This window comes from Rhizobium sp. BR 362, from assembly GCF_036528765.1.
Lineage (GTDB): Bacteria > Pseudomonadota > Alphaproteobacteria > Rhizobiales > Rhizobiaceae > Rhizobium.
Window position 1 is genome coordinate 132,561 of record NZ_JARWGH010000004.1, and the last position, 26,396, is coordinate 158,956.

General features: G+C 60.0%; 31 protein-coding genes, 1 tRNA gene and 1 pseudogene. 19 read left to right on the plus strand and 14 right to left on the minus strand.

Going from position 1 to position 26,396, the window contains the following annotated elements:
* Positions 1-9: 9 nt before the first annotated feature.
* Positions 10-495: a hypothetical protein gene (locus QDY28_RS07165; protein WP_331381007.1), complete on the minus strand. Its 486-nt coding sequence runs from the start codon at positions 493-495 to the stop codon at positions 10-12.
* Positions 496-607: 112 nt separating this feature from the next.
* Between QDY28_RS07165 and QDY28_RS07170 the strand changes: the two genes are divergently transcribed.
* From QDY28_RS07170 to QDY28_RS07190, 5 genes are all read left to right on the plus strand, one after another.
* Positions 608-997 carry a RidA family protein gene (locus QDY28_RS07170; RefSeq protein WP_331381008.1) on the plus strand — a complete coding sequence of 130 codons (390 nt, stop codon included), beginning with the start codon at positions 608-610 and terminating at the stop codon, positions 995-997.
* Positions 998-1,082: 85 nt separating this feature from the next.
* Entirely contained in the window at positions 1,083-1,946 is an 864-nt protein-coding gene (locus QDY28_RS07175; RefSeq protein WP_331381009.1) for a MurR/RpiR family transcriptional regulator, read from the plus strand.
* A 28-nt stretch (positions 1,947-1,974) separates the two neighbouring features.
* On the plus strand, positions 1,975-2,751 hold the full coding sequence (locus tag QDY28_RS07180) for an SDR family oxidoreductase (RefSeq protein WP_331381010.1): 777 nt from the start codon (positions 1,975-1,977) through the stop codon (positions 2,749-2,751).
* A 27-nt stretch (positions 2,752-2,778) separates the two neighbouring features.
* Entirely contained in the window at positions 2,779-4,698 is a 1,920-nt protein-coding gene (locus QDY28_RS07185) for a beta-N-acetylhexosaminidase (RefSeq protein ID WP_331381011.1), read from the plus strand.
* Between the two features lie 146 nt (positions 4,699-4,844).
* A complete protein-coding gene (locus tag QDY28_RS07190) occupies positions 4,845-5,159 on the plus strand; it encodes a hypothetical protein (protein ID WP_331381012.1) in 315 nt (104 codons plus the stop codon).
* Positions 5,160-5,208: 49 nt separating this feature from the next.
* On the opposite strand, the gene QDY28_RS07195 is transcribed toward QDY28_RS07190, so the two are convergent.
* Genes QDY28_RS07195 through QDY28_RS07205 form a run of 3 tightly spaced genes read right to left on the minus strand, consistent with a single transcriptional unit; the run spans position 5,209 to position 6,814 of the window.
* Complete coding sequence (locus tag QDY28_RS07195) at positions 5,209-5,778, minus strand: pyridoxamine 5'-phosphate oxidase family protein (RefSeq protein ID WP_331381013.1); 570 nt, start codon at positions 5,776-5,778, stop codon at positions 5,209-5,211.
* On the minus strand, positions 5,775-6,077 hold the full coding sequence (locus QDY28_RS07200; RefSeq protein WP_331381014.1) for a DUF1330 domain-containing protein: 303 nt from the start codon (positions 6,075-6,077) through the stop codon (positions 5,775-5,777). The genes QDY28_RS07195 and QDY28_RS07200 overlap by 4 nt, the downstream gene beginning before the upstream one ends.
* Positions 6,078-6,109: 32 nt before the next feature.
* Positions 6,110-6,814: an SDR family oxidoreductase gene (locus QDY28_RS07205; protein ID WP_331381015.1), complete on the minus strand. Its 705-nt coding sequence runs from the start codon at positions 6,812-6,814 to the stop codon at positions 6,110-6,112.
* Positions 6,815-6,931: 117 nt separating this feature from the next.
* Here QDY28_RS07205 and QDY28_RS07210 point away from each other — a divergent pair, with 117 nt between their 5' ends.
* Positions 6,932-7,819: a LysR substrate-binding domain-containing protein gene (locus tag QDY28_RS07210; protein WP_331381016.1), complete on the plus strand. Its 888-nt coding sequence runs from the start codon at positions 6,932-6,934 to the stop codon at positions 7,817-7,819.
* A 136-nt stretch (positions 7,820-7,955) separates the two neighbouring features.
* On the opposite strand, the gene QDY28_RS07215 is transcribed toward QDY28_RS07210, so the two are convergent.
* Positions 7,956-8,040, minus strand: a tRNA-Leu gene (locus QDY28_RS07215).
* Positions 8,041-8,132: 92 nt separating this feature from the next.
* Positions 8,133-9,554 (minus strand): phosphomannomutase, encoded by a 1,422-nt coding sequence (locus QDY28_RS07220; RefSeq protein ID WP_331381271.1) that lies wholly within the window; start codon positions 9,552-9,554, stop codon positions 8,133-8,135.
* Between the two features lie 191 nt (positions 9,555-9,745).
* On the opposite strand from QDY28_RS07220, the gene QDY28_RS07225 reads away from it, so the two are divergent.
* Positions 9,746-10,171, plus strand: coding sequence for a BA14K family protein (locus tag QDY28_RS07225; RefSeq protein ID WP_331381017.1), 426 nt, complete (start codon positions 9,746-9,748; stop codon positions 10,169-10,171).
* A gap of 157 nt (positions 10,172-10,328) precedes the next feature.
* Entirely contained in the window at positions 10,329-10,466 is a 138-nt protein-coding gene (locus QDY28_RS07230; protein ID WP_331381018.1) for a hypothetical protein, read from the plus strand.
* Positions 10,467-10,563: 97 nt separating this feature from the next.
* Here QDY28_RS07230 and QDY28_RS07235 read toward each other — a convergent pair whose 3' ends face one another.
* The gene (locus QDY28_RS07235) at positions 10,564-10,857 is read right to left on the minus strand and encodes a SelT/SelW/SelH family protein (protein ID WP_331381019.1); all 294 of its coding nucleotides are present in this window, start codon (positions 10,855-10,857) and stop codon (positions 10,564-10,566) included.
* A 121-nt stretch (positions 10,858-10,978) separates the two neighbouring features.
* Between QDY28_RS07235 and QDY28_RS07240 the strand changes: the two are divergent.
* Together QDY28_RS07240 and QDY28_RS07245 are read left to right on the plus strand one after the other, a co-directional pair.
* Positions 10,979-11,674: pseudogene (locus tag QDY28_RS07240) on the plus strand (type 1 glutamine amidotransferase); the annotation flags it as partial.
* A gap of 235 nt (positions 11,675-11,909) precedes the next feature.
* Entirely contained in the window at positions 11,910-12,365 is a 456-nt protein-coding gene (locus QDY28_RS07245) for a GFA family protein (protein WP_331381020.1), read from the plus strand.
* A 22-nt stretch (positions 12,366-12,387) separates the two neighbouring features.
* Here QDY28_RS07245 and QDY28_RS07250 read toward each other — a convergent pair whose 3' ends face one another.
* Both QDY28_RS07250 and lepA read right to left on the minus strand, forming a co-directional pair.
* A complete protein-coding gene (locus QDY28_RS07250; protein WP_331381021.1) occupies positions 12,388-12,618 on the minus strand; it encodes a type II toxin-antitoxin system CcdA family antitoxin in 231 nt (76 codons plus the stop codon).
* A 59-nt stretch (positions 12,619-12,677) separates the two neighbouring features.
* Entirely contained in the window at positions 12,678-14,510 is a 1,833-nt protein-coding gene (gene lepA / locus QDY28_RS07255; protein WP_331381022.1) for a translation elongation factor 4, read from the minus strand.
* Between the two features lie 164 nt (positions 14,511-14,674).
* On the opposite strand from lepA, the gene QDY28_RS07260 reads away from it, so the two are divergent.
* Together QDY28_RS07260 and QDY28_RS07265 are read left to right on the plus strand one after the other, a co-directional pair.
* A complete protein-coding gene (locus tag QDY28_RS07260) occupies positions 14,675-15,244 on the plus strand; it encodes a helix-turn-helix domain-containing protein (protein WP_331381023.1) in 570 nt (189 codons plus the stop codon).
* A 15-nt stretch (positions 15,245-15,259) separates the two neighbouring features.
* Positions 15,260-15,781, plus strand: coding sequence for a GNAT family N-acetyltransferase (locus QDY28_RS07265; protein WP_331381024.1), 522 nt, complete (start codon positions 15,260-15,262; stop codon positions 15,779-15,781).
* A 15-nt stretch (positions 15,782-15,796) separates the two neighbouring features.
* Here the strand turns inward: QDY28_RS07265 and QDY28_RS07270 are convergent, their stop codons facing one another.
* A complete protein-coding gene (locus QDY28_RS07270; RefSeq protein ID WP_331381025.1) occupies positions 15,797-16,402 on the minus strand; it encodes an HAD-IA family hydrolase in 606 nt (201 codons plus the stop codon).
* A gap of 161 nt (positions 16,403-16,563) precedes the next feature.
* On the opposite strand from QDY28_RS07270, the gene QDY28_RS07275 reads away from it, so the two are divergent.
* Positions 16,564-17,580 (plus strand): histone deacetylase family protein, encoded by a 1,017-nt coding sequence (locus QDY28_RS07275; protein ID WP_331381272.1) that lies wholly within the window; start codon positions 16,564-16,566, stop codon positions 17,578-17,580.
* Between the two features lie 97 nt (positions 17,581-17,677).
* Positions 17,678-18,592, plus strand: a complete 915-nt coding sequence (locus tag QDY28_RS07280; RefSeq protein ID WP_331381026.1) for an EamA family transporter — start codon at positions 17,678-17,680, stop codon at positions 18,590-18,592.
* A 685-nt stretch (positions 18,593-19,277) separates the two neighbouring features.
* On the opposite strand, the gene QDY28_RS07285 is transcribed toward QDY28_RS07280, so the two are convergent.
* Both QDY28_RS07285 and QDY28_RS07290 read right to left on the minus strand, forming a co-directional pair.
* The gene (locus tag QDY28_RS07285; RefSeq protein ID WP_331381027.1) at positions 19,278-19,745 is read right to left on the minus strand and encodes a group III truncated hemoglobin; all 468 of its coding nucleotides are present in this window, start codon (positions 19,743-19,745) and stop codon (positions 19,278-19,280) included.
* 213 nt (positions 19,746-19,958) lie between these two features.
* Positions 19,959-20,864, minus strand: coding sequence for a lysophospholipid acyltransferase family protein (locus tag QDY28_RS07290; RefSeq protein WP_331381028.1), 906 nt, complete (start codon positions 20,862-20,864; stop codon positions 19,959-19,961).
* Between the two features lie 530 nt (positions 20,865-21,394).
* On the opposite strand from QDY28_RS07290, the gene mbfA reads away from it, so the two are divergent.
* Entirely contained in the window at positions 21,395-22,378 is a 984-nt protein-coding gene (mbfA, locus tag QDY28_RS07295; protein WP_331381029.1) for an iron exporter MbfA, read from the plus strand.
* Positions 22,379-22,610: 232 nt separating this feature from the next.
* Positions 22,611-22,796 carry a hypothetical protein gene (locus tag QDY28_RS07300; RefSeq protein WP_331381030.1) on the plus strand — a complete coding sequence of 62 codons (186 nt, stop codon included), beginning with the start codon at positions 22,611-22,613 and terminating at the stop codon, positions 22,794-22,796.
* Positions 22,797-22,911: 115 nt separating this feature from the next.
* Here the strand turns inward: QDY28_RS07300 and QDY28_RS07305 are convergent, their stop codons facing one another.
* Positions 22,912-23,511 carry a transglutaminase-like cysteine peptidase gene (locus QDY28_RS07305; protein WP_331381031.1) on the minus strand — a complete coding sequence of 200 codons (600 nt, stop codon included), beginning with the start codon at positions 23,509-23,511 and terminating at the stop codon, positions 22,912-22,914.
* A gap of 235 nt (positions 23,512-23,746) precedes the next feature.
* Positions 23,747-24,559: an alpha/beta hydrolase gene (locus QDY28_RS07310; protein WP_331381032.1), complete on the minus strand. Its 813-nt coding sequence runs from the start codon at positions 24,557-24,559 to the stop codon at positions 23,747-23,749.
* Positions 24,560-24,837: 278 nt separating this feature from the next.
* Here QDY28_RS07310 and infC point away from each other — a divergent pair, with 278 nt between their 5' ends.
* The 3 genes from infC (at position 24,838) to rplT (ending at position 26,340) form a co-directional block, all read left to right on the plus strand.
* On the plus strand, positions 24,838-25,374 hold the full coding sequence (gene infC, locus QDY28_RS07315) for a translation initiation factor IF-3 (RefSeq protein WP_181315998.1): 537 nt from the start codon (positions 24,838-24,840) through the stop codon (positions 25,372-25,374).
* A gap of 320 nt (positions 25,375-25,694) precedes the next feature.
* On the plus strand, positions 25,695-25,898 hold the full coding sequence (rpmI, locus tag QDY28_RS07320) for a 50S ribosomal protein L35 (protein WP_028750884.1): 204 nt from the start codon (positions 25,695-25,697) through the stop codon (positions 25,896-25,898).
* A gap of 37 nt (positions 25,899-25,935) precedes the next feature.
* On the plus strand, positions 25,936-26,340 hold the full coding sequence (rplT, locus tag QDY28_RS07325; protein ID WP_331381033.1) for a 50S ribosomal protein L20: 405 nt from the start codon (positions 25,936-25,938) through the stop codon (positions 26,338-26,340).
* The last annotated feature ends 56 nt before the right edge of the window (positions 26,341-26,396 follow it).

Consider the following 26,396-nt stretch of genomic DNA (forward strand, 5'->3'; position numbering starts at 1 on the left):
CCGTCGCCTCTATTCCATTGGGTTCGGCAGGTAACCGGTAAAGCCGGAAATCTTCCAGCGGCCTTCATGCAGACGGCAATAATAAAGCGTCTGCCATTTCAGCACATCGACGCCGCCATCGGCTTTCTTCAGGCTGCCATCGAATTTCTTGCGCACCAGCGCCGTCTCGCCTTCGATCTCGATGTCTTCCAGCGTGGTCGTGGTAAAGATTGCGGTGCGCGGGTCCTCTGCAAAGGATTGGCCGGCGAAATCGCGTGCCTGCCGCAACCATTCGTCGCGATAGGCCGCAAGTGTCGGGAAGGCGAGGCGCCATTTGTCGGGGCTGACCTCGCGGCGGCCATCGATGCCGATAAAGCCCTCTTCGACGAAATCGTCCGCAACCAGCGACCAGTCGGCGGCGAGAAAGGCGCCGATGTCGCGCGGCACCAGCATCTCCCAGATGGCGTGCCGGGCGGTATCGTCGGCAGGGAAGGGATTTTTAAAGGGATCGCGCATTGGGTCCGCCGATATTGAAATTCTTTTCATAAACAACGATTTTGACTGGTCAAATTCTGCTTTCTATGGTCATTTGTCAACGCAATAAGAAAATAATTTGCAGGATTCGGAAATGTCCATCAAGCGTTACGGCACCGGCCAGACGGGTGCGGGCGGCAAGCCGCTGCCCTTTGCGCGTGCGGTCGAAGCCAATGGCTGGCTCCATGTCTCGGGCCAGGTCGCCATGGAAGACGGCGAGATCATCGACGGCGGTATCATCGCCCAGACCCACAAGGCGATCGGCAATCTCATCGCCATTCTCCATGAGGCCGGCTACGGCGTCGAGCATGTCGTCCGTGTCGGCGTCTGGCTCGATGATTCACGTGATTTCTGGAGCTTCAACAAAATCTATCAGGACTACTTCGGCGCGCATCCGCCGGCGCGCGCCTGCGTGCAGTCGTCGATGATGGTGGATTGCAAGGTGGAGATCGATTGCATCGCCTATAAGGCGCCGGAAGGCTGAATCGGCAAGACTTCGGGGGAGGCAGCATGGCTTTGAAAAGCGTGAAGCGGCTTTTGGATAAGGCCATGCATTAAGGGGGAAGTTCGTGGATATTTTCACGACCATGCAGGAGGAAAGGGGGCGGCTGTCGCAGTCGGAAAACCGCATTGTCGACATTGTCCTCAATGACTTCGAATTCGCGGTCAACGCCTCGATCATCGAGCTTGCCGGCAAGGCGGATGTTTCGCCGCCGACCGTAACGCGCTTCTGCCGCCGCCTCGGCTGCGATAGCTTTTCCGACTTCAAGGTGCAGCTTGCCCGCACCGCCTATGTCGGCATGCGCTATATCAAGCCGGAGCCGAAGAGCATCGAGCCGGCGGATGTCGCCCAGGACATCATCACCAAGGCGCAGAATGCGCTGTTCCTGCTGCATCGCGGGCTGGACATTCCCGCCATCGAGCAGGCGTCGAACAGGCTTGCCGGCGCGGAGATGATCTACGCCTTCGGCTCCGGCGGCAATTCTTCGATGATTGCCAGCGAGCTGCAGAACAGGCTTTTCCGTCTCGGGCTGCGCGTCACCGCCAGTTCCGATCACAGCATGCAGTTGATGATGGCCGCGGCCGCCAAGCCGGCGGATGTGCTGATCGGTTCGTCGCTGTCGGGCCGCAATGCCGAGCTGGTGCGGGCCTTCATGCTCGCCCGCGAGGCCAAGGTGCCGACGATTGCGTTAACGCAGAGCCACAGCCCGGTGGCGCTGGCCGCCGATATTGCCGTGCCGGTGGATTTGCCCGAGGGCAACAATATCTATCGCCCGACATCGACGCGTATCGCCTATCTCGCGGTCGTGGACATCATCGCAAGCCTCGTTGCCTATCGCATCCAGCCGCAAGCGACGGTCACGCTGCGCCGCATCAAGCAGCAGCTCGTGACCCATCGCGACGGCGACGACCGCCAGCTTCTCGGGGACTAAACAACTAGGATTTATCAGGGGCAGAAGCATGACTCGATCCGTCGCCATCGTCACCGGAGCTGCCGGCGATATCGGCCGCGCCATTGCCCGGCGTCTTGCGGATGATCACGATATCGTCCTGCTGGTCGATATCGATGCTGCGGCAGTCCAAAAGGCTGCGGAAGATCTAGGGCCGCCAGAATGCTTCGTCGCCCTGAAAACCGATGTCACCAGCGAGATCGATACGGCTGAGATGGCAAGGGCGGCTGCGGGATTGGGTATGGTCAGGACTCTCGTCAACAATGCCGGTGCGGCCCGCGCCGTCAGCCTGCACGACACGACGCCGGGTATCTGGCGCGCCGACAATGCCCTTAATCTCGAAGCCGCCTTTCTCTGTTTCCGCGCCGTTGAGGACATGCTGAAGGCGTCGAAGGGATCGGTGATCAACATCGCCTCGGTCAATGGCATGGCGGTCTTCGGCCACCCGGCCTACAGCGCCGCCAAGGCCGGGCTGCTGCATTTCACCCGGCTGGTTGCAGTCGAATACGGCAAGTTCGGCATCCGGGCCAATGCGGTCGCCCCGGGCACGGTGCGCACGCAGGCATGGGAGGCGCGTGCGTCAGCCAATCCCAATGTCTTCGAAGAGGCCCGCCGCTGGTATCCGCTGCAGCGCGTCGTCGATCCCTCAGATGTCGCCAATGCCGTCGCCTTTCTTGCCGGCCCGCTGGCCGCTGCCATCACCGGCATCTGCCTGCCGGTCGATTGCGGCCTGACGGCGGGACAGGCCGAGCTCGCCCATACATTTTCACAGTCCGATCATTATTGAACGCTTGTCGTTAAGGAGAGAATAGATATGCAGCCGGCTTCCTATCATCTCGAAAACACCTGGTCTCCCGATGGCGGACCGAACGGCCGCCTGACCTTTACCCTGGTCAATCTGTCGAATGCGCCGCTCGCCGGTTTCCGGCTCGTCTATACCTCGCTGACGCGGGTCATCGACCCCAAGGCCTGCGACAATGCCGTCTTCCTTCGCCGCAACGCCAATTTCCATGAATTTGCCCCGCCTGCCGGCCTGTCGCTTGCATCGGCCGAAAGCTGGACCTTCAGCGTCAGCGGGCTGAACCGCACCGCGAAACATTGCACCGATGGCGCCAAGTCCGCCTATCTGACACTCTCCGATGGCACCCACGTTCCGGTATCCGTTACCGACCTGCTGCTCGAAGGCCGCGTCAGCGAGCCGCCGCCGGTGCTGCTGCCGGAAGGCAAGCTCGATCTTCCTTTCGCCATTCAGCCCTGGCCGGCGGCAGTCGATGCCAAGCCGGGCGAGAGCTTTCCCGTCGCGCTCTATCCCGTCAAGGGAACCGATGGCGCCAGCCTGAAGGCCGTTGCGATGGCGCTGGCGCTCTTCCAGCGCCTGTTCCCGGCCAATCACGCGCCGTTCAGCCTCATTACCGCACCGCAGGGCAGGGCTCTGCGCTTCGTCGAGCGGTCGCCTCTCGCCAAGGAGGCCTATGAACTCACTTTTTCCCCCGACGAGATCACGCTTGCCTATGCCGCCGATGCCGGCCGCCTCTATGGCCTGACAACGCTGGCGCAGCTTCTGGACGGCGCGCGGCGCGAACCCGGCAAATTCCGCTTTCCGATCACCGGCACGATCTCCGACCAGCCGCGCTACGGCTGGCGCGGCTGCCATCTCGACGTCTCCCGGCAATTTCATCCCAAGGAGAATGTGAAGCGGCTGATCGATATTCTCGCCTGGCTGAAGCTCAACATATTCCATTGGCATTTGACCGACGACGAGGCCTGGCGGCTGGAAATCAAGGCCTATCCGCAGCTCACCTCGACCGGCGTACTGCGTGGGCCGGACGAACCTTTGCTGCCGCAGCTTGGCAATGGCGCCGAGCCGGTGGATGGCTTCTATTCGCAGGATGATGTCAGAGAGATCGTGGCGCACGCCCTGACGCTCGGCGTCGAGGTCGTGCCGGAGATCGATATTCCCGGCCACAGCACCGCCGCCCTCGTCGCCCTGCCGGATCTGGCCGACGGGCAGGAGGCGCCGGAAAGCTATCATTCCGTCCAGGGCTATCCCAACAACGCCCTCAACCCGGCCGTCGAGCCGACCTATGATTTCCTCGGCAAAGTGTTCGACGAAATGGTCGGGCTCTTCCCCTCCGAGTATATCCATATCGGCGGCGATGAGGTGGCCAATGGGTCCTGGCTCGCCTCACCTCTCGCCCGCAAGCTGATGGAGCAGGAGGGCATATCCGGCACTTTCGCGCTGCAATCCTATTTCCTGAAGCGGGTGAAGACGATGCTGACGGCGCGCGGCCGCAAGCTTGCCGGCTGGAACGAGGTCGCCCATGGCGGCGGCGTCGGCACGGACGGCACGCTGCTGATGGCCTGGGAGAAGCCGGAGGTCGGCATCGAGCTCGCCCGCGAAGGCTATGACGTGGTGATGACGCCCGGACAGGCCTATTACCTCGATATGGTGCAGGCCGAAGCTTGGCAGGAGCCGGGTGCAAGCTGGGCCGGCACGGTGCCGCCGGCACATACCTACGCCTATGAGGCGGAAGGCGAGTTCCCCGAGGAATTGAAGGATCGGATGAAGGGCGTGCAGGCCTGCATCTGGCTCGAGAATTTTCTCACCCGCGCCTATTTCAACCGCCTTGTCTTCCCCAGACTGCCGGCCATCGCCGAAGCCGCCTGGACGCCGAAGGCGGGCAAGAACTGGGAGCGGTTTGCCGCGATCGTGCGGCTCAGTCCGGCCCTATAGAAAGGATGTCCAGGGTCGTGATTGCCGCAGCCGTGATTGGCTGCATTACCGGCTACGCATGGCAATGTCACGAAACTGATAGAATAGACGCAGAATAATGGGGTTCCTTTCGACAGCGACGCCTGTCACCTGGAAGAGGAACCCCCATGAAAAAGATCATTTTCCTCGCAGCATTGACGCTGTCCGCCTCCAGCGCAATGGCAATGTCCCGCTATGACTCCCACAACATGACATGCTCGGCCCTTCACGACAAAATCGCCCGAGAGGGCGAAATTGTCCTGCGATACCCCTCGCGCAGCGTCAACAATCTGATGATGTACGATCGATACGTCTCAAACTCCGCCGCCTGCATAAACCGCGGCACCATGTCGAGCGCCTCGGTACCGACGTCCGATGATCCGAGCTGCAAGGTTCAGCGCTGTGTCTCGACGACGGGCAAGGGGCATAATCGTAGCCGGTGAGCGGGGTACGAGCCGAGCGAATAACGGTGACGTTTGAGGGCTGGCCCGTTCAGGGATTGATCCATCTGGCGTCCACCAGAACTCCCCGATGATCGTAACTGAAGATCGCTCTGCGGTTCTCGGCTTGCCGCAACTGCAACCAATCCATTGTCTCGGCCCGAAATATCAGCACCCCAAAGAAGTTTCGCCCTTCAGCGTCTCCGTTCGCCTTTCCGGTCGCCGGCATCTCGCCGAGATTGTCGCCTGGCGGCCCGCCCGAGTAGGTGCTGCGTGTCCAAGGCGAAAGACGATCCCAGGCCTCATTGGCGAGTTCGCTCCCTGGTCCATGAAGTTCCGCTGATCCCTGAAAGCGAAGCTGCAATCGTGACTGCTCATTGAAGCCGAGGATCGTGACCGCAGGTCTGGCGGATATTTCTTGCCACTTGGAGCTTCTGGTATGCGTATGGATTTCCACGAGACGTCGTGCTCTGTCCGCCCGCCGCAGCACGACCATACGGGCCTGCGGTCGGCCGGAAGCGTCCGCCGAACACAGGTTCACGTAGCGAAAGCCGGACTGCGGAGCGGCCGCCGCGACCTCAAGTTCGGCCCAAGCGGACGCATCGATCTCGGAGAGATTCACCGGGCAACCTCGTCTGACCCTTCGAGAATAGACAGTTCACGGGAATAGGCGCGCGCGGCGAACTCGAGCGAGGCCTGATACTCCGGATCATGATAGCAGGCCTTGGCGGCCTCATAGCTGTCGAAGCGCAGGATCAACTGGCGCGGGGCATGTTTTCCTTCGACGGTCTCGATTGCGCCTCGGCCGGCGATGATCTCGACACGGTAGCGCTTAGCGATCGCGGCAAACATTTCGCCGTAGGTTTTAAGCGCCTCGGCATCTTGAATTTCGCCGCCCTTGACGATCCAGTAACCTGACATTCCTGTTCTCCTCGACGCTTGAGCGCTTCAGGTCAGACAGACCGGGTGATGCCACCGTCGACCTTGAGATTCTGTCCCGTAATGTAGCCTGCACCATCAGACACGAGGAAGGAGATCACCGCGGCCACTTCGGCGCTTGTGCCGTAGCGCTTCATTGGAACGCTGTCTCGACGCTCTTCCGTCGCGGGCAGGCTATCGATCCAGCCCGGCAGCACATTGTTGATGCGGATGCCGTCAGCCGCATAGGTATCAGCGTAAATCTTGATATACGACGCCAGTCCCGCGCGGAAGACAGCCGACGTGGGGAACATAGCCGAGGGTTCGAAGGTCCAGGCGGTGGAGATATTCACGATCGCGCCCGACTTCTGCGCCTGCATGATCGGCGTTACCAGCCGAACAGGACGGATGACGTTCATCAAATAGACATCGAGGCCAGTATGCCACTGCTCGTCCGTAATCTCGGTGATAGGCGCGCGAGGACCGTGGCCTGCGCTGTTGACGAGAGCGTCGATCCGGCCCCACTTTTCCATGGATGCATCGACAAGGCGCTTGAGATCGTCGTTGGACTGGTTCGATCCGGTGACGCCGATGCCGCCCAGTTCCTTGGCGAGCGCCTCGCCCTTGCCGGATGACGATAGGATCGCGACCTTGTAGCCGTCGGCCGCCAGGCGCTTCGCCGCCTCGGCACCCATGCCACTGCCGCCTGCCGTGATAATTGCCACCTTTTCTACTGCCATAGCCGCCATCCTTGTTCGATTTCATCCCGGTTGCCGGGCTCTAGTCATTCGAATACCATGCGTCTTATGCGAGAGCGAACCAGTTTTCCTCAAATTTCTCAGTAGAAAAACTATCGAATGTTCATGCCCATCGGAAATCTTCCGTCCCTCAACGCCCTCAAGGCCTTCGAAGTAGCAGCCCGCCACCTCAACTTCCGGCTCGCGGCGGAGGAACTCGGCGTGACGCAAGGAGCTGTTGCCCAGCATGTACGAGGACTTGAAGCGGAACTCGGGGTGGCATTGTTCGAGCGGCTGCCAAAATCATTGGCCCTGACGGGTGAAGGACGAACCTACGTTGCCGACGTTCGGCGCGCGTTCGAACTGCTCTCCGCAGCGACGGCGAATCTGAAGCCGCAACCGGTCAAACTGACCGTCAGCACGACGCCAACCTTCGCCTCGAAATGGCTGATCCCGCGCCTGCCAGACTTTACGGCGAAGCATCCGAGCCTCGACCTGCACATCCTAGCCACAGATCGTATCTCCAGCTTCCAGACAGACGGCGTTGATCTGGCGATCCGCTACGGGGCGCCTCCCTTTGGTCCCGGTCTTGCCGCCGAGTTGTTGTTCGAGCAGGAAATCATTCCGGTCTGCAATCCGGGCCTTGTTCCCGAAGGCAGTGAACCGCAGAATGCAGGAGAACTTACGCGCTATACCCTTCTTCACGACGCCCATAATTTCTGGCCGGAGTATATCGATAGGTTTCTCGGCGGAGGCGATCCGGTACTGTTTCGAGGCATCAGCTTTTCGCAGACCTCGCACGCGATCGAAGCTGCCATCGCAGGGCAGGGCATCGCCATGGCGACCCGCGCTTTCGTATCGACGGACATCGAAGCGGGCAGGCTCAGGCAGATCATCAACGGCGTGCTTCGCGCGCGAGCTGGCTTCTATCTGGTGAAACCGCGATATCGGAAGTCGGAAGCAGTCGACAAGCTTCGGGACTGGCTATGGTCCCAGGTGCAGGATTGAGATCCGGGATGAGGAGAGCCCTTCGAAGCCCTCGCGGTAAACCTCAAGCGCAGAGCTACGAGCCTGCGTCAAAGGTGCTAACCGCATAATTTATCAGGAAAATAGAACTTTGATCTTGGCAGTGATCAAAAGGAAATGGTGCCCAGAAGAGGACTCGAACCTCCACGCCTCGCGGCACAGGTACCTGAAACCTGCGCGTCTACCAATTCCGCCATCTGGGCGACGGACACGCATGTAAGGGGGTGGCTCTTCGGTGTCAACAGGGTTTTTGAAGTTTTCGTGGCAATCTGAAAAAAAGCGGTTGAAGCCCGGGTTAACCCCGGGCTGCCGCCCAGGCGCGGATGAGGCCAAGTCCCTGTTCCAGCAAGGCCTTTGCTTCGTTTTCATTGGCTGCTTCGACATAGCAGCGCATTTCCGGCGCATTGCCGGAGGGGCGGAAATGGATGATCCGGCCATCGGTCAGCGTCACCCGCAGCCCGTCGATGTCGCTTTTTGATGCCACGCCGGCGACGGGCGCCAGGAAAGCGGCGAGATTGGCGTCGGAGGCGCGCAGATGGGCCATAAGCGCCGCGCTGGTTTCGACCGGGAAGTTCTCCAGCCGGTCGGCGGCGGCAAAGGGCAGGCGGTAGCTGGCGGCAACGACTGACAGCGGCTGTTTTGCGCGCGCGGCGGCGTAAAGAGTCGCGAGGATGGGCAGGAAGCTGTCGCGCGTCGGCAGGGCGCGCACCGGCTGGCCTTCGATGATGAAGCGGCTTGCCGTCAGCGTGCCGCCATTGGCCTCGAATCCCATGACATTGGCCTTGCCGGCCACCAAGGCCTCATCCATGCCGGCTATGACATAGGGCGAGCCGACGCGGGTGCGGGTGACGGCGTAGGAGCCGGCGGCCTCGATGCCGGAATTGGAGGTGACCGGCGTCACCACGACTTCCGCGCCCAGGAAATTCGCGGCGATGAGACCGAGCAGATCGCCGCGCAGCGGCTCGCCGCTCTCATCGGAGATCAGCGGCCGGTCGCCGTCGCCATCGGCGGAGACGATCGCATCCAGCCCATTTTCCGGCGCCCAGCCCTTCAGTAGGCGGATGGTTTCGGCGGAGACCGCTTCGGTGTCGACGGGAATGAAGCTTTCGGAGCGGCCGAGCGGTACGACGCGCGCACCGTAATGCGCGAGCACCAGGCCGAGCAGATCGCGTGCAACCGTGCTGTGCTGATAGACGCCGATGGTGAGGCCGGCGAGACTGCCGGCGGGCAGTAGGGTGGTATTACGCTCGAAGAACAGCGCCTCGGTCTCCGCGGCCCGGTTTTCGCCGACGCTCGGCGTTTCATCCAGATCGGCATCGCCGATGTCAGCGGCTTCCGCGCTGATCGCCACTTCGTCCTGCTTGTCGATCTCGCCGTCGGGGCGATAGAATTTGATGCCGTTGCGGTCGGCCGGAATATGCGAGCCGGTGATCATCAGCGAAGCGGCCTTCAGTTCCAGCCCGTAAAGCGCCAGCGCCGGGGTCGGCACCGTGCCGCAATCGACCGGCGTCAGGCCGGCGCGTTTTAGCGCGCCGATGCAGGTGGCCGAGATCGCCGGACTGGACTCGCGAAAATCGCGGCCGACCAGAATGAGATCGCCGGGCTGTGCATGGCCGCTCTTCAACAGATGGCGGGCATAGGCCGTGGCGTAGAGGGCAGACGCGCGTCCCATGAGATCGACGGACAAGCCGCGAAGGCCACTGGTTCCAAATTTCAAGCTGCTCACGTGCAATCTCCTCGGAAAGGTCGCGCCTCTTATGGAACAAGCGAGGAAAAGGATCAACCGATCGATCGTGGCCGATATCTGCCATCGCCACCCTGGTTTTGCCTCAGGTGAAGGCCCAGATATAATTCGAGCCGTCGCGAAAGCGGTGTTGGGGTCGCTGCGATCGGCAACAGGAGTCCGCCATGACTGTTTTCGGCAAGATCGCATTTGGCTGTACCGTCAGCCTCGTTTTGCTGTCGCCGCCAGATCTCGCCAATGCGGCCTCGAACAGCGCGAAGATGGGCCTTCCTCCCCCCAGGATGGGGCCTACTGTTTGCGACAGTCGCGGCTGCTTCGGCTTCGGCTCGCAGCAATGGTATCGCCCGCCCGGCTATCCCCTTCCCTATACGCCGCCAAGCCTCGACAAAAGGAATCGCTTCAATAATCCGCGGGTCTATATCCAGCCGCGCAATATTGTCCCGCCGAGAACCAACTACCCTGCGCCGGTCAACGATCGCACCCGCCATCAGATGTGGTGCTCCGAACGTTATCGGACCTACAATCCCGGCACCAATCTCTACACGACGCTTCACCACGGCTTGCAGACCTGCCGTTCCCCTTATGATTGAAAGGGAGGGCTTCTGGCGCCGGTTCCAGCCCAGAGCACATCCATTCGCCTTGTCTATATGAGCAAACAAAAATAAATCGCTTGCTTTTCTCGCAACTTGGGCAGTCCCTAAAGTTTCGCCGCTTCCACAGGGTCGCGGGCGAAGCAAGGAGCCCAAAATGGCAAAGGGTCAATTGAGAAGTAATCGCGAAGCGCGAAAACCAAAGAAGGGCAAGATCGTCGCTGTAAAGCAGCAGCCGGGTTCTATCGTCAGGCAAGCTACCAGCACGGTCAGCCTTGGCAGGAAAGATAAATGACGGAGCGAAGGCGCGCCGGCGGGCCGCGCCTTCTCGATATGTCAGCCGGTGCAATGTCGGCCGGCGCGCCAGCGAGGTGCGCCGGGGAGTGCTGCAGTCAGCTCTCCAATGATCCGCGGTCGGTATGGCCAAGATCGCGGTCGGGATCGATGACGTCGCGCACCCGCTGCTTCAGCTCCTTCGGGCCGGGAAAACCGCCATCGCGCTTGCGCTCCCACAGCAGTTCGCCGTCGATCCGGATTTCAAAGTTGCCGCCAGTGCCGGGGATCAGCGCGACTTCGCCCACGCTGTCGCTGAAGGTCTGCAGCAGTTCCTGCGCCATCCAGCCGGCGCGCAGCAGCCAGTTGCATTGCGTGCAATAAAGAATGGTGATGCGCGGCTTGTCGGTCATCGTCGGGTTCCTTGTTGTTTGCTGACATTTAGGCTCAACTTTAATCGGCCGCAAGCCGGGCTCTTGCGCCGTCGATCCGCTCATGCTCATCTTTGCCCGAACTATTTTGGGGAACATGAGAATGCGGGTCGCAGTCGTCGAAAACATGAAAAACACGCCGCTCGGCGCGCTTGGCATCGCGCTGGAAGAAGCGGGAGCGGAAATCGAATGGTTCCGCGCATGGGAGGGCGAGCGACTTCCGAGGGAGGCCAGCGCGCATGATGCGCTCGTCGTGCTCGGCGGCGAGCAGAATGCCCGCGACGACGAGACCCACCCCTATCTGCCGGAGCTGGCAAGGCTCATGCGCCGGTTCGAAGAGGCCGACAAGGCGGTGCTCGGCATCTGCCTCGGCAGCCAGCTTCTCGCCCGCGCCTACGAGGCCGAAAACCTCATCGGCATAGCCCATGAATTTGGCTGGAAAACGGTCGGCGTTACCGAGGAAGGCCGGGCCGATCCGCTGCTGTCCGACCTCGGCGACGACTTCACGATCTTCCAATGGCATTCCGACACGTTTTCGCTGCCGATCGGCGCCGTGCACCTCGCCGCCAATGCGGTCACCAGGAACCAGGCCTTCCGCATCGGCCGCGCCGCCTATGGCACGCAATTCCATTTCGAGGCCAATACCGCTGTCGTCGAAGGCTGGCGGACGGACTTTACGGCATCGATCGAGCGCAACGAACCCGGCTGGCTGGAGCGCTATGCCGAAATCGCTGCGCTGCATGCGGCGGCGGCAGATGTCGCAGGGCTGGCGATCGCACGCGGCTGGGTGGGCACGATTGGTGCGGCGGCGGCAAAGAAATCACTCCAAGAGCCGCAACAAAGCATCCCGCGTCTCCAAGAGCTGGTTGACCAAGGGTTGGAACGTGGTGCCAGTGAGCGTGATCTTGGGGAAGTCCTCGCCGAGGCGCGGTGACGGCCACGTGTCCAGTCGCAATGAAATTGCGCAGCGGGGTCGACTCGACGGCCACTCATCCGGCGCTAATTAACCGTCAGCGACCGGAGGAGGCGAGATCATGACCCAGCCAGAATTACCCTGGGAAGGCGGATGCCGTTGTGGGGAGGTGCGATTGAAGATCAGCGCCAAACCGCTATTGACCATGGCCTGCCATTGCACCGGCTGCCAACGCATGTCCTCTAGCGCCTATTCGCTGAGCGTCGCGATCCCGAGCGAGGGTTTCGAAGTCACGCAAGGCGAACCGGTTATCGGCGGGATGCACGATGAAAACCTAAAGCACTATTTCTGTCCGTACTGCATGAGCTGGATGTTCACCCGCCTGGAAGGGTTCGACTGGTTCGTGAACCTGCGCCCCACCATGCTTGACGACCCCAGTTGGTTCACGCCCTTTGTCGAGACCTGGACGAGAGAAAAATTGCCCTGGGTGACGACCCCAGCGGTTCACAGCTATGCCGCGCTGCCAGAGATGAATGAGTATGAGGGGCTGATCAAGGAGTATGGGGAGCAGGCATAAATTTGGCTGCGAAACCGTATCGTCAGAATTGCCGATATTGTCCGAACGGCAGGCCATGTTTTTCAACATAGGCATTGGCTTGTTCGATGGCCTCAGCATTTTCCCGAAGCCATGAGCGCTCGCGCTCAGTTTTGATGGCACGCGCTGTGCCGTCTTCGGCCGCACGCGAAATATTGATTTTCAGTTCAAAGGTATCGGCAGCAACGCTCTCGTCCAGAGACGGGTCTTCGGCTTTTTCCGTCACTTGGGGCATGAGGCATCTCTCGGGGTAATGCGCAAACTTTACGCGCATGATCCGCCACTGAGAAGCCCTCACTCATCCCCCATCTTCAGCGCAGCGATAAACGCTTCCTGCGGGATTTCGACTTTGCCGAACTGCCGCATGCGCTTCTTGCCTTCCTTCTGCTTGTCGAGCAGCTTGCGCTTGCGGGTGGCGTCGCCGCCGTAGCACTTGGCGGTCACGTCCTTGCGCAGCGCCTTTACCGTCTCGCGCGCGATGATGCGTCCGCCGATGGCGGCCTGGATCGGGATCTGGAACATGTGCTGCGGGATCAGGTCCTTCAGCTTTTCGCACATGACGCGGCCGCGCTTTTCGGCGGCGGAGCGGTGGACGAGCATCGAGAGCGCATCAACAGGCTCGGCATTGACGAGGATCGACATCTTGACGAGATCGCTCTCGCGATAGTCGGTCAGGCTGTAGTCGAAGGAAGCATAGCCTTTGGAGATCGACTTCAGGCGATCGTAGAAGTCGAAGACGACTTCGTTGAGCGGCAGGTCGTAGGTGATCATGGCGCGGTTGCCGACATAGGTCAGCTCGGTCTGGATGCCGCGGCGGTCCTGGCAAAGCTTCAGGATCGAGCCGAGATAGTCGTCAGGCGTCAGAATCGTCGCCTTGATCCACGGTTCGCGGAATTCGGAAATCTTGACCACGTCCGGCATGTCTGCCGGATTGTGCAGCTCGATCTCGGTGCCGTCGGTCATGGTGAGCTGATAGACGACCGAAGGGGCTGTCGCGATCAGGTCGAGATTGAATTCGCGCTCGAGCCGCTCCTGGATGATTTCCAGATGCAGGAGGCCGAGGAAGCCGCAGCGGAAGCCGAAGCCGAGAGCGGCCGAGGATTCCATTTCGAAGGAGAAGCTCGCGTCGTTGAGGCGCAGCTTGCCCATGGCCGAGCGCAGATCCTCGAAATCGGCGGCATCGACGGGGAAGAGGCCGCAGAACACCACAGGCTGCGCCGGCTTGAAGCCCGGCAGCGGCTCGGCGGTCGGCCGCTTGTCCTCGGTGATGGTATCGCCGACGCGCGTGTCGGCCACTTCCTTGATCGAAGCGGTGATAAAGCCGATCTCGCCGGGGCCGAGACTGTCGACCGCGACCATCTTCGGCGTCAAAACGCCGACGCGCTCGATCTGATACTTCGCATCCGTGCCCATCATGCGGATCGTCTGGCCCTTGGTCAGCGTGCCGTCGATGATGCGCACGAGAACCATGACGCCGAGATAGGTGTCGTACCAGCTATCGACCAGCAGCGCCTTCAGCGGTGCCTTTTCGCCGCCCGCGCTCTTCGGCGCCGGCAGCTTGTGCACGATGGCTTCGAGAACGTCGGGAACGCCGAGGCCTGTCTTGGCCGAGATCAGCACGGCGTCGGAAGCATCGATGCCGATCACTTCCTCGATCTGTTCCTTGATGCGGTCGGGTTCTGCCGCCGGCAGGTCGATCTTGTTGAGGACGGTGACGAGCTCGTGATTGTTGTCGATTGCCTGATAGACGTTGGCGAGCGTCTGCGCCTCGACGCCCTGCGATGCGTCGACCACCAGCAGCGAGCCTTCGCAGGCCGACAGCGAGCGGGAGACTTCATAGGCGAAGTCGACGTGGCCGGGCGTGTCGATCAGGTTGAGAATATAGGTCTCGCCATTGTTCGCCTTGTAGTGCAGGCGCACGGTCTGGGCCTTGATGGTGATGCCGCGCTCGCGCTCGATCTCCATATTGTCCAGCACCTGCTCCGACATCTCGCGCTCGGCAAGGCCGCCCGTCGTCTGGATCAGGCGGTCGGCCAGTGTCGATTTGCCGTGGTCGATATGGGCCACGATCGAGAAGTTGCGGATATGCGATAGCGGAGTGGTGGAATTGGTGCTCATGCGCGCCATATAGCAGCGCCGCCCCGCGCCGCAAAGCGGAAAAGCAGGGTTTTATTAGGGATATCCGCATGCTTCAGGGCTCATGACGCTGCTGCCCCAATTAGCGGCGCTACCCGGCTTGATTCCATCATTCGATCGTGTATTTCTCCTATAGTGGAATTTTGGGGAAGATGATGGATCTTGATCTCGAAAGCGCTATTGGCGCGCGCATCAGGCAGTTGCGGATCGCCCGCGGCCTGACGCTCGACGAGTTGGCGAGCGCCTCGGCCGTCAGCCGTGCGATGATCTCGCGCATCGAGCGGGCCGAGGCGAGTCCGACGGCTTCGTTGCTTGCGCGGCTCTGCGCCGCGCTCGGACTGTCGCTCTCCGCCTTCTTCGCGGAGGAAGAAAAGGACGTATCGCCGCTCGCCCGCCGCAATGATCAGCCGGTCTGGCGCGATCCGGAAACCGGCTATGTCCGCCGGGCGGTCTCGCCGGCCGGCACGCAGTCGCCCGTCGATCTTGTCGAGGTCAGCTTTCCTGCCGGCGCACGCGTCAGTTTTCCGCCCAATACCGCCAGCCGCGGCATGAGCCAGCATGTCTGGCTGTTCGAAGGCGAAATGGAAATGACGGTCGGCGAGACCGTGCATCACCTGATGCCCGGCGACTGCCTGTTCATGGGCATCGGCGACGGCCACGTGTTTTACAATCCGGGCGACAAACCGGCGCGCTATTGCGTCGTTCTCGATCGGCCCCGGTCATAGTCGAAGGATATTTTCATGCCCGATATTCGTCTTCTTTCCTCATCCGAAGCCCGCGCCATCTGTGCCGATCTCTGCGAGGTGCTTGCCGATTGCGTCAATGGCGGCGCTTCCGTCGGTTTCATGCAGCCCTATGGACCTGGTGACGCCGCCCCCTATTGGCAGGGCGTCGCCGACAGCGTCGAGACCGGCGCGACTTTGTTGCTGGTAGCCGCCATCGAAGGCAAAATCGTCGGCACCGTCCAGGTCGGCGCCGCGCAGATGCCGAATCAGCCGCATCGCGGCGACCTGAAGAAATTGCTGGTGCATCGCCGCGCCCGTGGCAGGGGCCTTGCCCGGCTGCTGATGGAAGCCGCCGAGCGTGAGGCGGTAAGGTTTGGCAAGACCTTGCTGGTCCTCGACACCGCGACCGGTAGCGACGCCGAAGCGATCTATCCGCGTCTCGGCTGGCAGCGCGTCGGCGTCATCCCCGACTATGCCATGTGGCCGGAGGGCGGGCTCTGCGACACGACGCTCTTCTATAAGCGAATTGCTGCTTGAGCGTGATCGGCACAATCATTGCAAAAATGCGGCAAGGGCGTCTTCCAGCCTGGAACCCGGCGCCCAATGCATCGCCTTCCAGCCGAATTGCCGCGCGGCCTCTATGTTGGCGGGATAGTCATCGATGAAGGCGATTTCATTGGGCGCGATGCCGACGCGCTCGGTCGCCAGCCGGAAGAATTCCGGCGCGGGCTTCTGATAGCCCAGCAAGGCGGAATAGAAGATGCCGTCGAAATAGGCGGATAGTTCGAGCTTTTCCATAAGATAGGCGGCGCGGTGATGCTCCTGGTTGGTTGCCAGATACATCGGGATGCCTTTTGCCCTGAGCGCGGCGAGATCGGCGAGCAGGGTCCGGTTCAGGCCGGAATCGTTCGCGAACCAATAGTCGATCAGCGTTGCGGCGCTGAGCCCCGGTGCAATCCGCTTCAGAACGCTGGCAAGCCGGGGTTCGAGATCGTCGCGGCCGGTAACGACATCGTTCCAATGGGTTTTGAAGAATTCTTCCTGAAGCAGATCGAGCCGCAGCCCGAGATCACGCTCCAGATAGGTGAAAAGCGGGAGGCCATCGCCAGGCCGGCCATGCACCAGCACGCCGTCGACATCCACCATCAGAACTTTCATGCGGTGCGAATCTCCCAGTTCACTGAAAGGCCTGCGGAAGGTGGCGTTGTTTCTCCCGGCGATCAAGAGCCTAAACAGCTCTTTTTTCCGGTCTTCAACCCGTGTAAGCCTCTGCATTCGCGAAGAAACTTAGCCGGCGACAGGAGGCTGCCACGCGCGTCATCTATTCGGAAGATCACAAGCTGAGGGACGCCAAAACCGAACTGCATGACGGCCAGCTCGTCACGCCCTTCGAAGCGCCGTTTCGCGCCGAATGGATCCTCGCCGCCGTTAAGGAGGCCGGTTTTATTGATGTTGTTCCGCCAGAAGCGCATGGATTGGAAACGGCGCGCAAGGTGCACGACCCGGCCTATCTCGATTTCCTTGGGTTCGTCTGGGAGCGCTGGATCGCAGCCGGCTACAAAGGTGAGGCGATCGCAAATTCCTTTCCCGTCCGACGCACTAGCCAGCGCGTGCCGGAAAACATCGTCGGCATGATCGGCCATTATGCCAATGCTGCCGATACCTCGATTACCAAGGGTTCCTATGAAGCGGCAGTCGCATCGATGCGCTGCGCGTTGACGGGTGCCGATTGGCTCCATGCCGGCAATCGCTTTGCCTTCGCGCTCTGCCGTCCGCCCGGCCATCATGCCGGCTTCGATCTCTTCGGCGGCTATTGCTTCATCAACAATGCCGCCGTCGCCGCGCAGCGGCTGCGCGATCATGGCGCGAAGAAAGTGGCCGTGCTCGACGTCGATTTCCATCATGGCAACGGCACGCAGGATATCTTCTATCGCCGCGGCGATGTCTTGACCGCCTCGCTGCACGGCGATCCCATCCATGCCTTCCCCTATTTCCTCGGACATGCCGACGAGGAGGGGGAAGGCGAGGGGTTGGGGATGAACCGCAACTATCCGCTGCCGCGTGGCACGCCGTGGGAACAATGGTCGGCAGCACTTGCCGATGCTCTCCGCCGCATCAAGGATTTCGGTGCCGAGGCGATCGTGCTTTCGCTTGGCGTCGATACGTTCGAGCGCGATCCGATCTCCTTCTTCAAGCTGACCTCGGAGGATTTCATCCGCATGGGCAAGCTTGTAGGCGGAGCCGGCCTGCCGGTTCTGACCTGCATGGAAGGCGGTTACGGCGTGCCCGAGATCGGTCTGAACGTCGCCAATGTGCTGACGGGCCTGGAAGCCTGAGAAGATCTTGCATCAAAGTGCCTGATCGCAGGATGAAAAGTTTGAATTTGCCAGCGCGAAGCCAGACCTCTAAAAAACCCGCCTAACGGGAGAGGTCATGAACCAGCAGCTTATCGAGAGTGGTACGGATGGCGGCGCGGCGCTGATGCCGCATCCGGACGTTGCGCCATCCTCCAGCGGCATCGCCGCCGGAGTGCTCATGTGCGTGATGTCCATGTGCTGCATCCAATTCGGCTCGGCCTTGTCGTCACCCATCATCAACGCCTACGGGCCGGTCGGCGCCACATGGCTGCGGCTCGTCTTCGCATCCGCCGCACTGGCGATCATCGTCCGGCCGAAGATCACGAGCTACAGCCGTTCGCAATGGATTAGCGTGCTGGCACTTGGCTCCGTATCGGCGTTGATGACGGCTTCCTTCTTTTCGGCGATCGCGCATATTCCGTTGGGTCTTGCCGTCGCCATCGATTTTCTGGGGCCTCTGCTTGTCGCCACCCTCGGCTTCGGACTGAGCCGGCAGCTTCTCTGGCCCGTCTTTGCCGGAGTCGGCGTTCTGCTATTGGCCTATGACGGCGAGGAATGGGTGGGCAATCTGCCGGGCATCCTCTTTGCCTGCGGCGCGGGGGTGGGCTGGGCCTGCTACATTCTGTTGACGAAGAAGGTCGGCAATGCCTTCAAGGGTCTCGAAGGGCTTTCCATGTCGCTACTGGTCGCGGCGGTCGTTTCGACACCTTTCGGCTTCGCCTCCGCCGCCCCGCATCTGACCGCTTACGGCCTCCTCGAATTAGCCGGCTTGGCGCTGCTCGTTCCGCTCCTTCCCTACGTGCTGGAAATGGTGGCGCTGCGGCGCATGCCGACCTCGTCCTTCGGCATCCTCATGAGCCTGGAGCCCGCCATCGCTGCCGTTGCTGGCTTCGTCATCCTATCGCAGCCGATGACGCCGTCACAGATGTTCGGCACGGCGCTCGTCGTTGCCGCCAGTATTGGGGCAACGATTTTCGCTACAAAAAGCTGAGGCAAAAGCGCAGCACGATTTCCTGGATCCGCTTTTTACAGCTTAAACTTACGCACCCCCTATCGCTCCTACTCCCACGGTTGTATAGTTCTTCGGGGAAAGCGTCGTGGGGTTTTGAGCTCGTTATCAAGGGAGGATACCTTGCCTAGATCATCGTTGTTTTTGTCAGTAGCGCTGGCTGTCGGCCTGTCCGTCACATCAATATCCGTGCCGACCGAAGCGAGCGCACAAACCCACGTCTCCATCAGCGTTGGTACCAATCTCAACAGAGGCAGAGGGATTAGCTGTAGTCAGGGCGAGAGGCTGCTCCGTAACCGCGGTTTTAGGGACGTCAGGCGGATCGATTGCCGTGGTCGTTTCTTCGCCTATCGTGCCTGGAGGGGCAACAACCGGTTCGAGGTTACCGTACGGCAGCGCGATGGCCGCGTTGTCGATGTGCGCCGCATCAGTAGAAGGCGCTAAAGCAATTCCAGAAAAAGTGCGCAGCGGTTTTCCGTCCGGAATTGCGTGAAAACAAAGAGATAGAGCAGTTCAGCGATTCCGTGAAGCGATGAACTGCTCTAGTGCCAAGAAGGTGAGACCCGCGATCTATACGCGCTTGTGCGGTTTCGGTGCAAATTTGCCGTGAACGCCCCACCAGGATCGGGAATTTGCCACCGAACTCCACACTCTTGCGCGGCGTGCCTTAGACAGTTTTCTTCGCGGGATCGTCGAGCGCCGGATTATAGAAGAGCGATAGCGTCAGGCTCTTGGCTATGCGTTCGGCTGTGGCCATGAACCAGGCCTTGGCTTCATCCGAGGGTGCTATGTCGGCAAGTGTTTCGGAAAAAAGCGCCAGCCATTCCGGAAAGAGATCGGGCGCGATGCCCGCAACGCCGAGATGCGCCTGCACCGGCTTGCCGCCATAGGCGCCGTTCTTGAAAGCGACCGACGACCAGAAGCGTTTCATCTTCTCCATATGGTCCGGCCAGCGGCCGGCAAGACGCCCGTTAAAAACCGGGCCGAGCCTCGGATGCGCCTGAATGCGTCCATAGAATGTGTCGACCAGCTTGTCGATGAAGGCGGCATCGATGCCCATGCCAACCATCTCGGCTTCAGCCTTCTCACGTATCCCGGCCATGTGAGCGGCGCGGCCCTGTATGTCAATGTTCATGTGATGCTCCTGCCGCCGCGCGCAGCATCTTCTGCAAGAGCGGGCGTTTGTCGCCCCTATGTATGCCTTTTCGCGACGTAACCAAGCCGTCATGCCGCCATTGCGGCAATCTGTCAAAGCCGCGTCGATTGGCTTGGCACATAACCGCACCCATCAAAGGCGTGGGTGTCTCCGCGACCAATTGCGCGACCGCCGTGGAAATAGCGGCCGCCCTCAATAAACCCAGGCCGGAGACTTGCGGCTAATGCCGCCCTCGCGCCAGAGCCAATGTTGCTGCCTGACCCTGATCGCCGCTGGTGACAGGCGCCGCCGGTCATAAGGCTGCATTGCAATGACCTTTTGCTGGATATGATCCATCAGCGCCTTGCGGTCGCGGATGGCTGCAAGTTCGCCATAAGGCATGAGCCGACCCACGCTTGCGGAAATTGATTGCTTTGACAGGCGGTGAAATTCGTTGAATAGAAGCGCTATACGCACCGTTGGCGACACGCGGCTCACCATCTGGAAAAGCAGGCTGTTCTGCCCCTCGATGAAAATGGGCAGAACATTGGCCCTGCTCATCTGGATAAGTTTTGGCAGGAACATCTTCCACGGCAGTTCCTCGATCGGCCCGAAACCGCGTGGCGCAGTCGCCACGCCGCCGGATGGGAAGATGCCGATCGTGACGCCATCACGCAGCAGCTTGATCGCCTCGTTGCGGGTGGAAATATTGATCTCCATCGCTTCGGGCGTCTCGTCGAAGGAGATCGGCAAGATATAGGGCCGGAATTCCGGCACCTTCATCATGCGTTCGTTGACGATCACCCGGTAAGGTCGGCCGAAATGTTCGGCAATGGCGCCCAGTGCCATGCCGTCGGCTACACCGAATGGGTGGTTTGCCACCATAAGGATCGGACCCTCGGGGATTTCCTGCAGCGGCCACTCGCCGCTCATGCGGAGGTCAATTCCACACATTTCCAGTAGGCGACCGAACGGATGTTGAGAAACACCGTGAACATCGACACGCCAACGCTCATAGACTTTCTCTACTGCGTGGCGGCCAAGTGCACTCTCTATGCCTCGGATGGCCATGCGTTTGAGGACATGATCCTCGTTGCTGGCATAGGAAAGAACGCTCACGATTTCATCCTTTTGAAATAGCGCGCGCAAGGATAGCGCGGTGCGGCGATATAGCAGGTCGGAAGCGTGGCTTTGCCCGCTGATGTCGGTTTGTAATTCATGCCTTTCCTCTAACGGCCTTTGCCGTTCAACCCTGCTTTCATGGTGAGAGATCAATCACTTACGTCGCGCAAGATACGTAGACGCGAATGAAGGGCAATCGCTGGAGCGCATATTTGTGAGGCCGGGAATGAAATTGATACGCTCAGAAAATCTCGCTGAGACGACCGGCAAATACTTTAGGAAAACATCGCAAAACAGAAGGCTGGAGACGCGCGTATCCATTCCAAAAAGACGGAATTCGGCGCTTCGTCACGCGACGTCCATGCCCATTGTGTAGGGTCCCGCTCGCTGTCCACCAGGACGCCCGCCATGCCGCCAGACCGATCGCCGCCGCCCGACATGATCCCTGAACATTATCCGGGCTCTTGCCCTTGACCCGCGTGATTGTCCACTCTAGCTTAGAATAATTCTAAAAATGGAGATTCTAAATGTTGCTCGGGTTTTTCCGCTCGCCCAAACGTTCCTTTGCCTCTTTGACCGAACAGGAAATTCTCGCCATTGCTATCGCCTCGGAAGAGGACGATGCGCGCATCTATCTCGCCTATGCCGATATTCTGAGAGCCAATTATCCCGATTCCGCCAAGGTCTTCGAGGACATGGCCGAAGTCGAAGACTTGCATCGCAGGACGCTGATCGACATGCACCGCAAGCGTTTCGGCGAGCGCATCCCGCTGATCCGGCGCGAACATGTCAGCGGTTTTTATGAACGCAAGCCGGATTGGCTGCGCAAGAACCTGTCGCTGGAAGCTATCCGTGCTGAAGCCGAGGGCATGGAGCAGCAGGCCTATAATTTTTATGTCGAAGCGGGCAAGCGGGTTTCCGATGCCTCGACGCGGCAGCTTCTCGGCGATCTGGCATTGGCGGAACAAGGGCATGAAGACATCGCCCGCATGCTTGGCGACAAGCACACGCCGCAATCCGTGAAGGAAGAAGAGGACGCCAATGCCCGCCGCAAATTCGTGCTGACCTATGTGCAGCCGGGTCTTGCCGGCCTGATGGACGGCTCCGTTTCGACGCTTGCGCCGATCTTCGCAGCCGCTTTTGCGACTCAGCAGACATGGCAGACCTTCCTCGTCGGCCTATCGGCTTCCGTCGGCGCCGGCATTTCCATGGGCTTCACGGAAGCTGCCCATGATGACGGCAAGATTTCCGGCCGCGGCTCGCCGATCAAGCGCGGTCTTGCCTGCGGTGTCATGACGGCGCTCGGCGGATTGGGTCACGCGCTCCCCTATCTCATTCCCGATTTCTGGACGGCCACCATCACCGCCGCCATCGTGGTCTTCTTCGAGCTTTGGGCAATCGCCTTCATTCAGAACAAATATATGGAGACACCGTTTCTCCGCGCCGCCTTCCAGGTCGTCGTCGGCGGCTCGCTGGTGCTTGCCGCGGGCATATTGATCGGAAATGGGTGAGATGCGCTAGGCGAAGCCGACGAAACGATCCAGTGAATCGTTTCGAGCATTGAACGCCCTGAGCCCAAGCGAAGGGCTGGCAGGTGCGGCATAGGCGGTGTCCTATCCCCGTCTTCAGGACGAGGATGGCCCATCATCACGAAATGTTAAAATTCGGAACGCTCCTGGATGCGACTGGTTACCACTGCGAGGCCGCTCTTGGCCTCGTCTGCAAACCTAAGGAGATAATCCAATGGCAAACCAAGGTGGAACCCACGAACAGCACGTTAAGGCCGGCCAGCAGAGCCACAAGAACACGGATGACAAGACTCGCGATGCGTCGTCTTCCGGCTCGCGCCAGGAGCACTCGGGCGGTACGCGCGGCGGCACCCATGAGCAGCACGTCAAGGCTGGTCAGCAGAGCCATAAAAACCACTAACGAGTGGTACGATCGATTTGTCCATGCCTAAACGGCAAGGACCGTTCTTAGAATTTTCGGATAGAAAAAGGCCGGCAAACCTGCCGGCCTTTTATATGGATCTGGTCGTGGGTGTTTACTTGACTGCGCCGACGAGGACGTCGTTGCCGTTTTCGATGGTGACCCAGCGGCCGGCATTATAGCTCGCTTGACGCTTCAGGTAGGAATAGGGGGTCTTGTACCAGACCTTCACCTCGTCATCGAGATTGTCGAGAATGTAATCACCCTGCTCGGTGCGCAAGGTCAGCACGGCATGGCCTTCGCCATCCGGTTTGCGCACGACCGTCATCAGAAGGTTGGCGGCGGAAATTCCCTTCTGCATCAGGAGTTTGCGCTTCAGGAGCGCGAAATCCTCGCAATCGCCGGCCGTCTTCGGATATTCCCAATATTCTTCCTGGCCGTACACTTCCATGTCGGTGGCCGGCGTGATGGTCTTGTTGACGCGCAGGTTGATCTGGGTGACCAGCGCCCAGGTGGCGGCGTTCATATCGACCGGACCGGTATTGCGCGTTGCGCCACATTCGTCGCTATGGCGTTCGCAAAACTCATAGTGCCCGATCGGTTGCGATGTGACGCCGCCGATGGTCATCGATGCGGTGTTCTGGGGGGCCGGCATGGCCGACGACGACATCGCAACTATAGCTGCGAAGGCAACGAATACGCCCTTTATACGCACGCCCACTTTCCTTGTATCGTCCCTGCATTTGTTAACAAATTGTTAATGTAAGGGGGCGCGCCAAGTCAATCGTTACTTAAGTGTTAACAGGGGAACCAGCCTTTATGGTTAATTTCAGCACAATTAAAAGGCTAGCTGCCATAATTTAATGCCTCTTATGATTACCGGAATGCATGTGAAACCTGCCGTGCAGAAGAGCCTTCCGCGAGCTTTATCGGCAGCTATCTATATGTTTTTATGGATTATTATGGAGCGCCAGCGTCTCTGCTGCGGTCATTATGCGCTCGATATCCTGCGGTCGGGACAGCCGGTGATCGCCGTCGCGCACAAGTGTTAACACGACATCGTCGGCCGGCAAATGTTCGACTAATTTTAACGAATGTGCAAACGGTACATCCTCGTCCTGCATGCCCTGCAGGATATGAACCGGGCAGCCCGTTTCGATGATGCCGGTCAGGACTCGGTTGACGCGGCCATCCTCGATGAGCGCGCGGGTGAAGATATTCGGTTCGGGACTATATTCCGAGGGCTCCTCGAAATAACCGCGTTCGGCAAGCGATCTCCGTTCGGTGTCGGAAAGGTTCGGCTCGATAAGGTCGATGGTGAAGTCCGGGGCGGGAGCTATCAGCACAAGACCTTGGACGACTGGTGCCTTCTTGCGCTTGCGCAGTTCCTGGATGAGTCTCAGCGCGATCCAGCCGCCCATTGACGAGCCGACGAGCACGACGCGCTTCGGCTTGGCGTAGTCGATGACGGCGAGCGCCTCTTCCAGCCAGCGCGAAATCGTGCCGTCTGTAAACACGCCGGCGGATTGGCCGTGTCCGGAATAGTCGAAACGGATGCAGGCGAGACCCAGCCGCTCGGCAAGAGCGTCGAGCTCCAGCGCCTTGGTGCCGCTCATATCGGACCGATAGCCGGAGAGCCAGACAACCGTCGCGCCTTTTGCGCCTTTCCGGGGCGCGCGCAGTTGCACGGCGATCTGCCGTTGATCGCCGGCGCTGCCCACGGAAATAAAGGTCGGCTCAAGATTGGCTAGTGCTTCGGACATCGGAAACTCCCGGATTTTTTCGCTCTATAGAGCAGATTCGCTCACGCGTGACCGCAAAAATCCTTCCAATTTATGAAGAAGCGGCTGCGCTATTTTGCGATGTTACTGTGTCGTTTGCGCATCTTACGGCTGCGCGGCATAGTAATGGTACGCGGGAGGTGATTTTTTCCTGGCATCATGCTATTGACTTCACCGCAGCTTTTACGACATTTCCGTCAGTTGCGCCGACGGGAGCGAGAGGCTGCAGCAATCCGAAACAATTCGTGGAGAGTACGACCATTCGCAGACCCTTTAAAGCCGACGCGCCCGTAAAGGACGGGCCGCGTTCCAACAGGGAAATTCGCATTCCCAAAGTTCAGCTCATCACGGCTGACGGCCAGAATATGGGCATCGTCCCGACCGACCAGGCATTGAGAATGGCAGAGGAGGCCGGTCTCGATCTCGTGGAGATTTCCCCCAATGCTGAACCGCCTGTGTGCAAGATCCTCGATCTGGGCAAGCTGAAATACGCCAACCAGAAGAAGGCCGCCGAGGCGCGCAAGAAGCAGAAAATCGTCGAAGTCAAAGAAATCAAGATGCGTCCCAACATCGACACCCACGACTACGAGGTGAAGATGAAGGCGATCGGCCGTTTCTTCGAGGAAGGCGACAAGGTGAAGGTGACCTTGAAGTTCCGCGGCCGTGAAATGGCCCACCAGGAACTCGGCATGAAGCTTCTCCAGCAGGTCAAGGAAGATACGCTCGAAATCGCCAAGGTAGAGGCCGAGCCCAAGCTCGAAGGCCGCCAGATGATGATGGTGCTTGCGCCGAAGTAAGGTGCGAGCCGAGATAGAGGCCGGAGCCGTCCGCTTGGGCGGCTTTTTCCTTTTATGGCGCCAGGTTGATGCCTGTCATCGATCTGCAAAATAATCCTCGCCGTGCCCGTTGCACTTACGGGCGACTGCGGTTATAAGCGCGCGTCCGAACTGACCGGCAGGGCATGCCGTGGCAGTTCAGAATGCTGGCGGAGCGGTTCGTCACCGTTTCAGCCGTTCAACAACAAACGCTCCGGCACCCTTGTTGCAGCCCGGCTTGGCCGGATCTGTGGGAAGGGCTTTTAGCAAAGCGCGCCAGGAAGCATCGAAGGAGTAGCAAAATGCCCAAGATGAAGACGAAGTCCTCTGCCAAGAAGCGGTTCAAGATCACCGCGTCCGGCAAGGTCAAGGCAGCCGCTGCTGGCAAGCGCCACGGCATGATCAAGCGTACCAACAAGTTCATTCGCGACGCCCGCGGCACCATGGTTCTCGCCGAACCGGATGGCCGTAAGGTTGTCAAGAACTACTTGCCGAACGGTCTCTAAGACTATTCGTAACGCTATAGACTAAGGAGATCATGAAATGGCACGCGTAAAAAGAGGCGTTACCGCCCATGCCAAGCACAAGAAGGTTCTGAAGGCAGCCAAGGGCTTCTACGGTCGCCGCAAGAACACCATCCGTACCGCCAAGGCCGCCGTCGACCGTTCCAAGCAGTACGCTTACCGCGACCGCAAGGTCAACAAGCGCAATTTCCGCGCCCTCTGGATCCAGCGCATCAACGCTGCCGTCCGCGAATTCGGCCTGACCTACGGCCGCTTCATCGACGGCTTGAACAAGGCTGGCATCGAAGTCGACCGCAAGGTTCTCTCCGACATGGCGATCCATGAGCCGGAAGCTTTCGGCGCGCTCGTTGCGGCCTCCAAGAAGGCCCTGGAATACCTCAAGGACGCCGGCACGAAGAACGAATTCGAAGCTGTTGTGAGCTAATACCGCTTCGCACGTATCTCGTGTATTCATTACAAACCCGCGCTGGCAAAACCGGC

Excerpts from the sequence above, each read along its gene's own strand:
- QDY28_RS07165 (WP_331381007.1), bottom strand. The coding sequence starts at position 495 with ATGCGCGATCCCTTTAAAAATCCCTTCCCTGCCGACGATACCGCCCGG.
- QDY28_RS07170 (WP_331381008.1), top strand. The coding sequence starts at position 608 with ATGTCCATCAAGCGTTACGGCACCGGCCAGACGGGTGCGGGCGGCAAG.
- QDY28_RS07180 (WP_331381010.1), top strand. The coding sequence starts at position 1,975 with ATGACTCGATCCGTCGCCATCGTCACCGGAGCTGCCGGCGATATCGGC.
- QDY28_RS07185 (WP_331381011.1), top strand. The coding sequence starts at position 2,779 with ATGCAGCCGGCTTCCTATCATCTCGAAAACACCTGGTCTCCCGATGGC.
- QDY28_RS07190 (WP_331381012.1), top strand. The coding sequence starts at position 4,845 with ATGAAAAAGATCATTTTCCTCGCAGCATTGACGCTGTCCGCCTCCAGC.
- QDY28_RS07200 (WP_331381014.1), bottom strand. The coding sequence starts at position 6,077 with ATGTCAGGTTACTGGATCGTCAAGGGCGGCGAAATTCAAGATGCCGAG.
- QDY28_RS07205 (WP_331381015.1), bottom strand. The coding sequence starts at position 6,814 with ATGGCAGTAGAAAAGGTGGCAATTATCACGGCAGGCGGCAGTGGCATG.
- QDY28_RS07210 (WP_331381016.1), top strand. The coding sequence starts at position 6,932 with ATGTTCATGCCCATCGGAAATCTTCCGTCCCTCAACGCCCTCAAGGCC.
- QDY28_RS07225 (WP_331381017.1), top strand. The coding sequence starts at position 9,746 with ATGACTGTTTTCGGCAAGATCGCATTTGGCTGTACCGTCAGCCTCGTT.
- QDY28_RS07230 (WP_331381018.1), top strand. The coding sequence starts at position 10,329 with ATGGCAAAGGGTCAATTGAGAAGTAATCGCGAAGCGCGAAAACCAAAG.
- QDY28_RS07235 (WP_331381019.1), bottom strand. The coding sequence starts at position 10,857 with ATGACCGACAAGCCGCGCATCACCATTCTTTATTGCACGCAATGCAAC.
- QDY28_RS07245 (WP_331381020.1), top strand. The coding sequence starts at position 11,910 with ATGACCCAGCCAGAATTACCCTGGGAAGGCGGATGCCGTTGTGGGGAG.
- QDY28_RS07250 (WP_331381021.1), bottom strand. The coding sequence starts at position 12,618 with ATGCCCCAAGTGACGGAAAAAGCCGAAGACCCGTCTCTGGACGAGAGC.
- lepA (WP_331381022.1), bottom strand. The coding sequence starts at position 14,510 with ATGGCGCGCATGAGCACCAATTCCACCACTCCGCTATCGCATATCCGC.
- QDY28_RS07260 (WP_331381023.1), top strand. The coding sequence starts at position 14,675 with ATGGATCTTGATCTCGAAAGCGCTATTGGCGCGCGCATCAGGCAGTTG.
- QDY28_RS07265 (WP_331381024.1), top strand. The coding sequence starts at position 15,260 with ATGCCCGATATTCGTCTTCTTTCCTCATCCGAAGCCCGCGCCATCTGT.
- QDY28_RS07270 (WP_331381025.1), bottom strand. The coding sequence starts at position 16,402 with ATGAAAGTTCTGATGGTGGATGTCGACGGCGTGCTGGTGCATGGCCGG.
- QDY28_RS07280 (WP_331381026.1), top strand. The coding sequence starts at position 17,678 with ATGAACCAGCAGCTTATCGAGAGTGGTACGGATGGCGGCGCGGCGCTG.
- QDY28_RS07285 (WP_331381027.1), bottom strand. The coding sequence starts at position 19,745 with ATGAACATTGACATACAGGGCCGCGCCGCTCACATGGCCGGGATACGT.
- mbfA (WP_331381029.1), top strand. The coding sequence starts at position 21,395 with ATGTTGCTCGGGTTTTTCCGCTCGCCCAAACGTTCCTTTGCCTCTTTG.
- QDY28_RS07300 (WP_331381030.1), top strand. The coding sequence starts at position 22,611 with ATGGCAAACCAAGGTGGAACCCACGAACAGCACGTTAAGGCCGGCCAG.
- QDY28_RS07310 (WP_331381032.1), bottom strand. The coding sequence starts at position 24,559 with ATGTCCGAAGCACTAGCCAATCTTGAGCCGACCTTTATTTCCGTGGGC.
- rpmI (WP_028750884.1), top strand. The coding sequence starts at position 25,695 with ATGCCCAAGATGAAGACGAAGTCCTCTGCCAAGAAGCGGTTCAAGATC.
- rplT (WP_331381033.1), top strand. The coding sequence starts at position 25,936 with ATGGCACGCGTAAAAAGAGGCGTTACCGCCCATGCCAAGCACAAGAAG.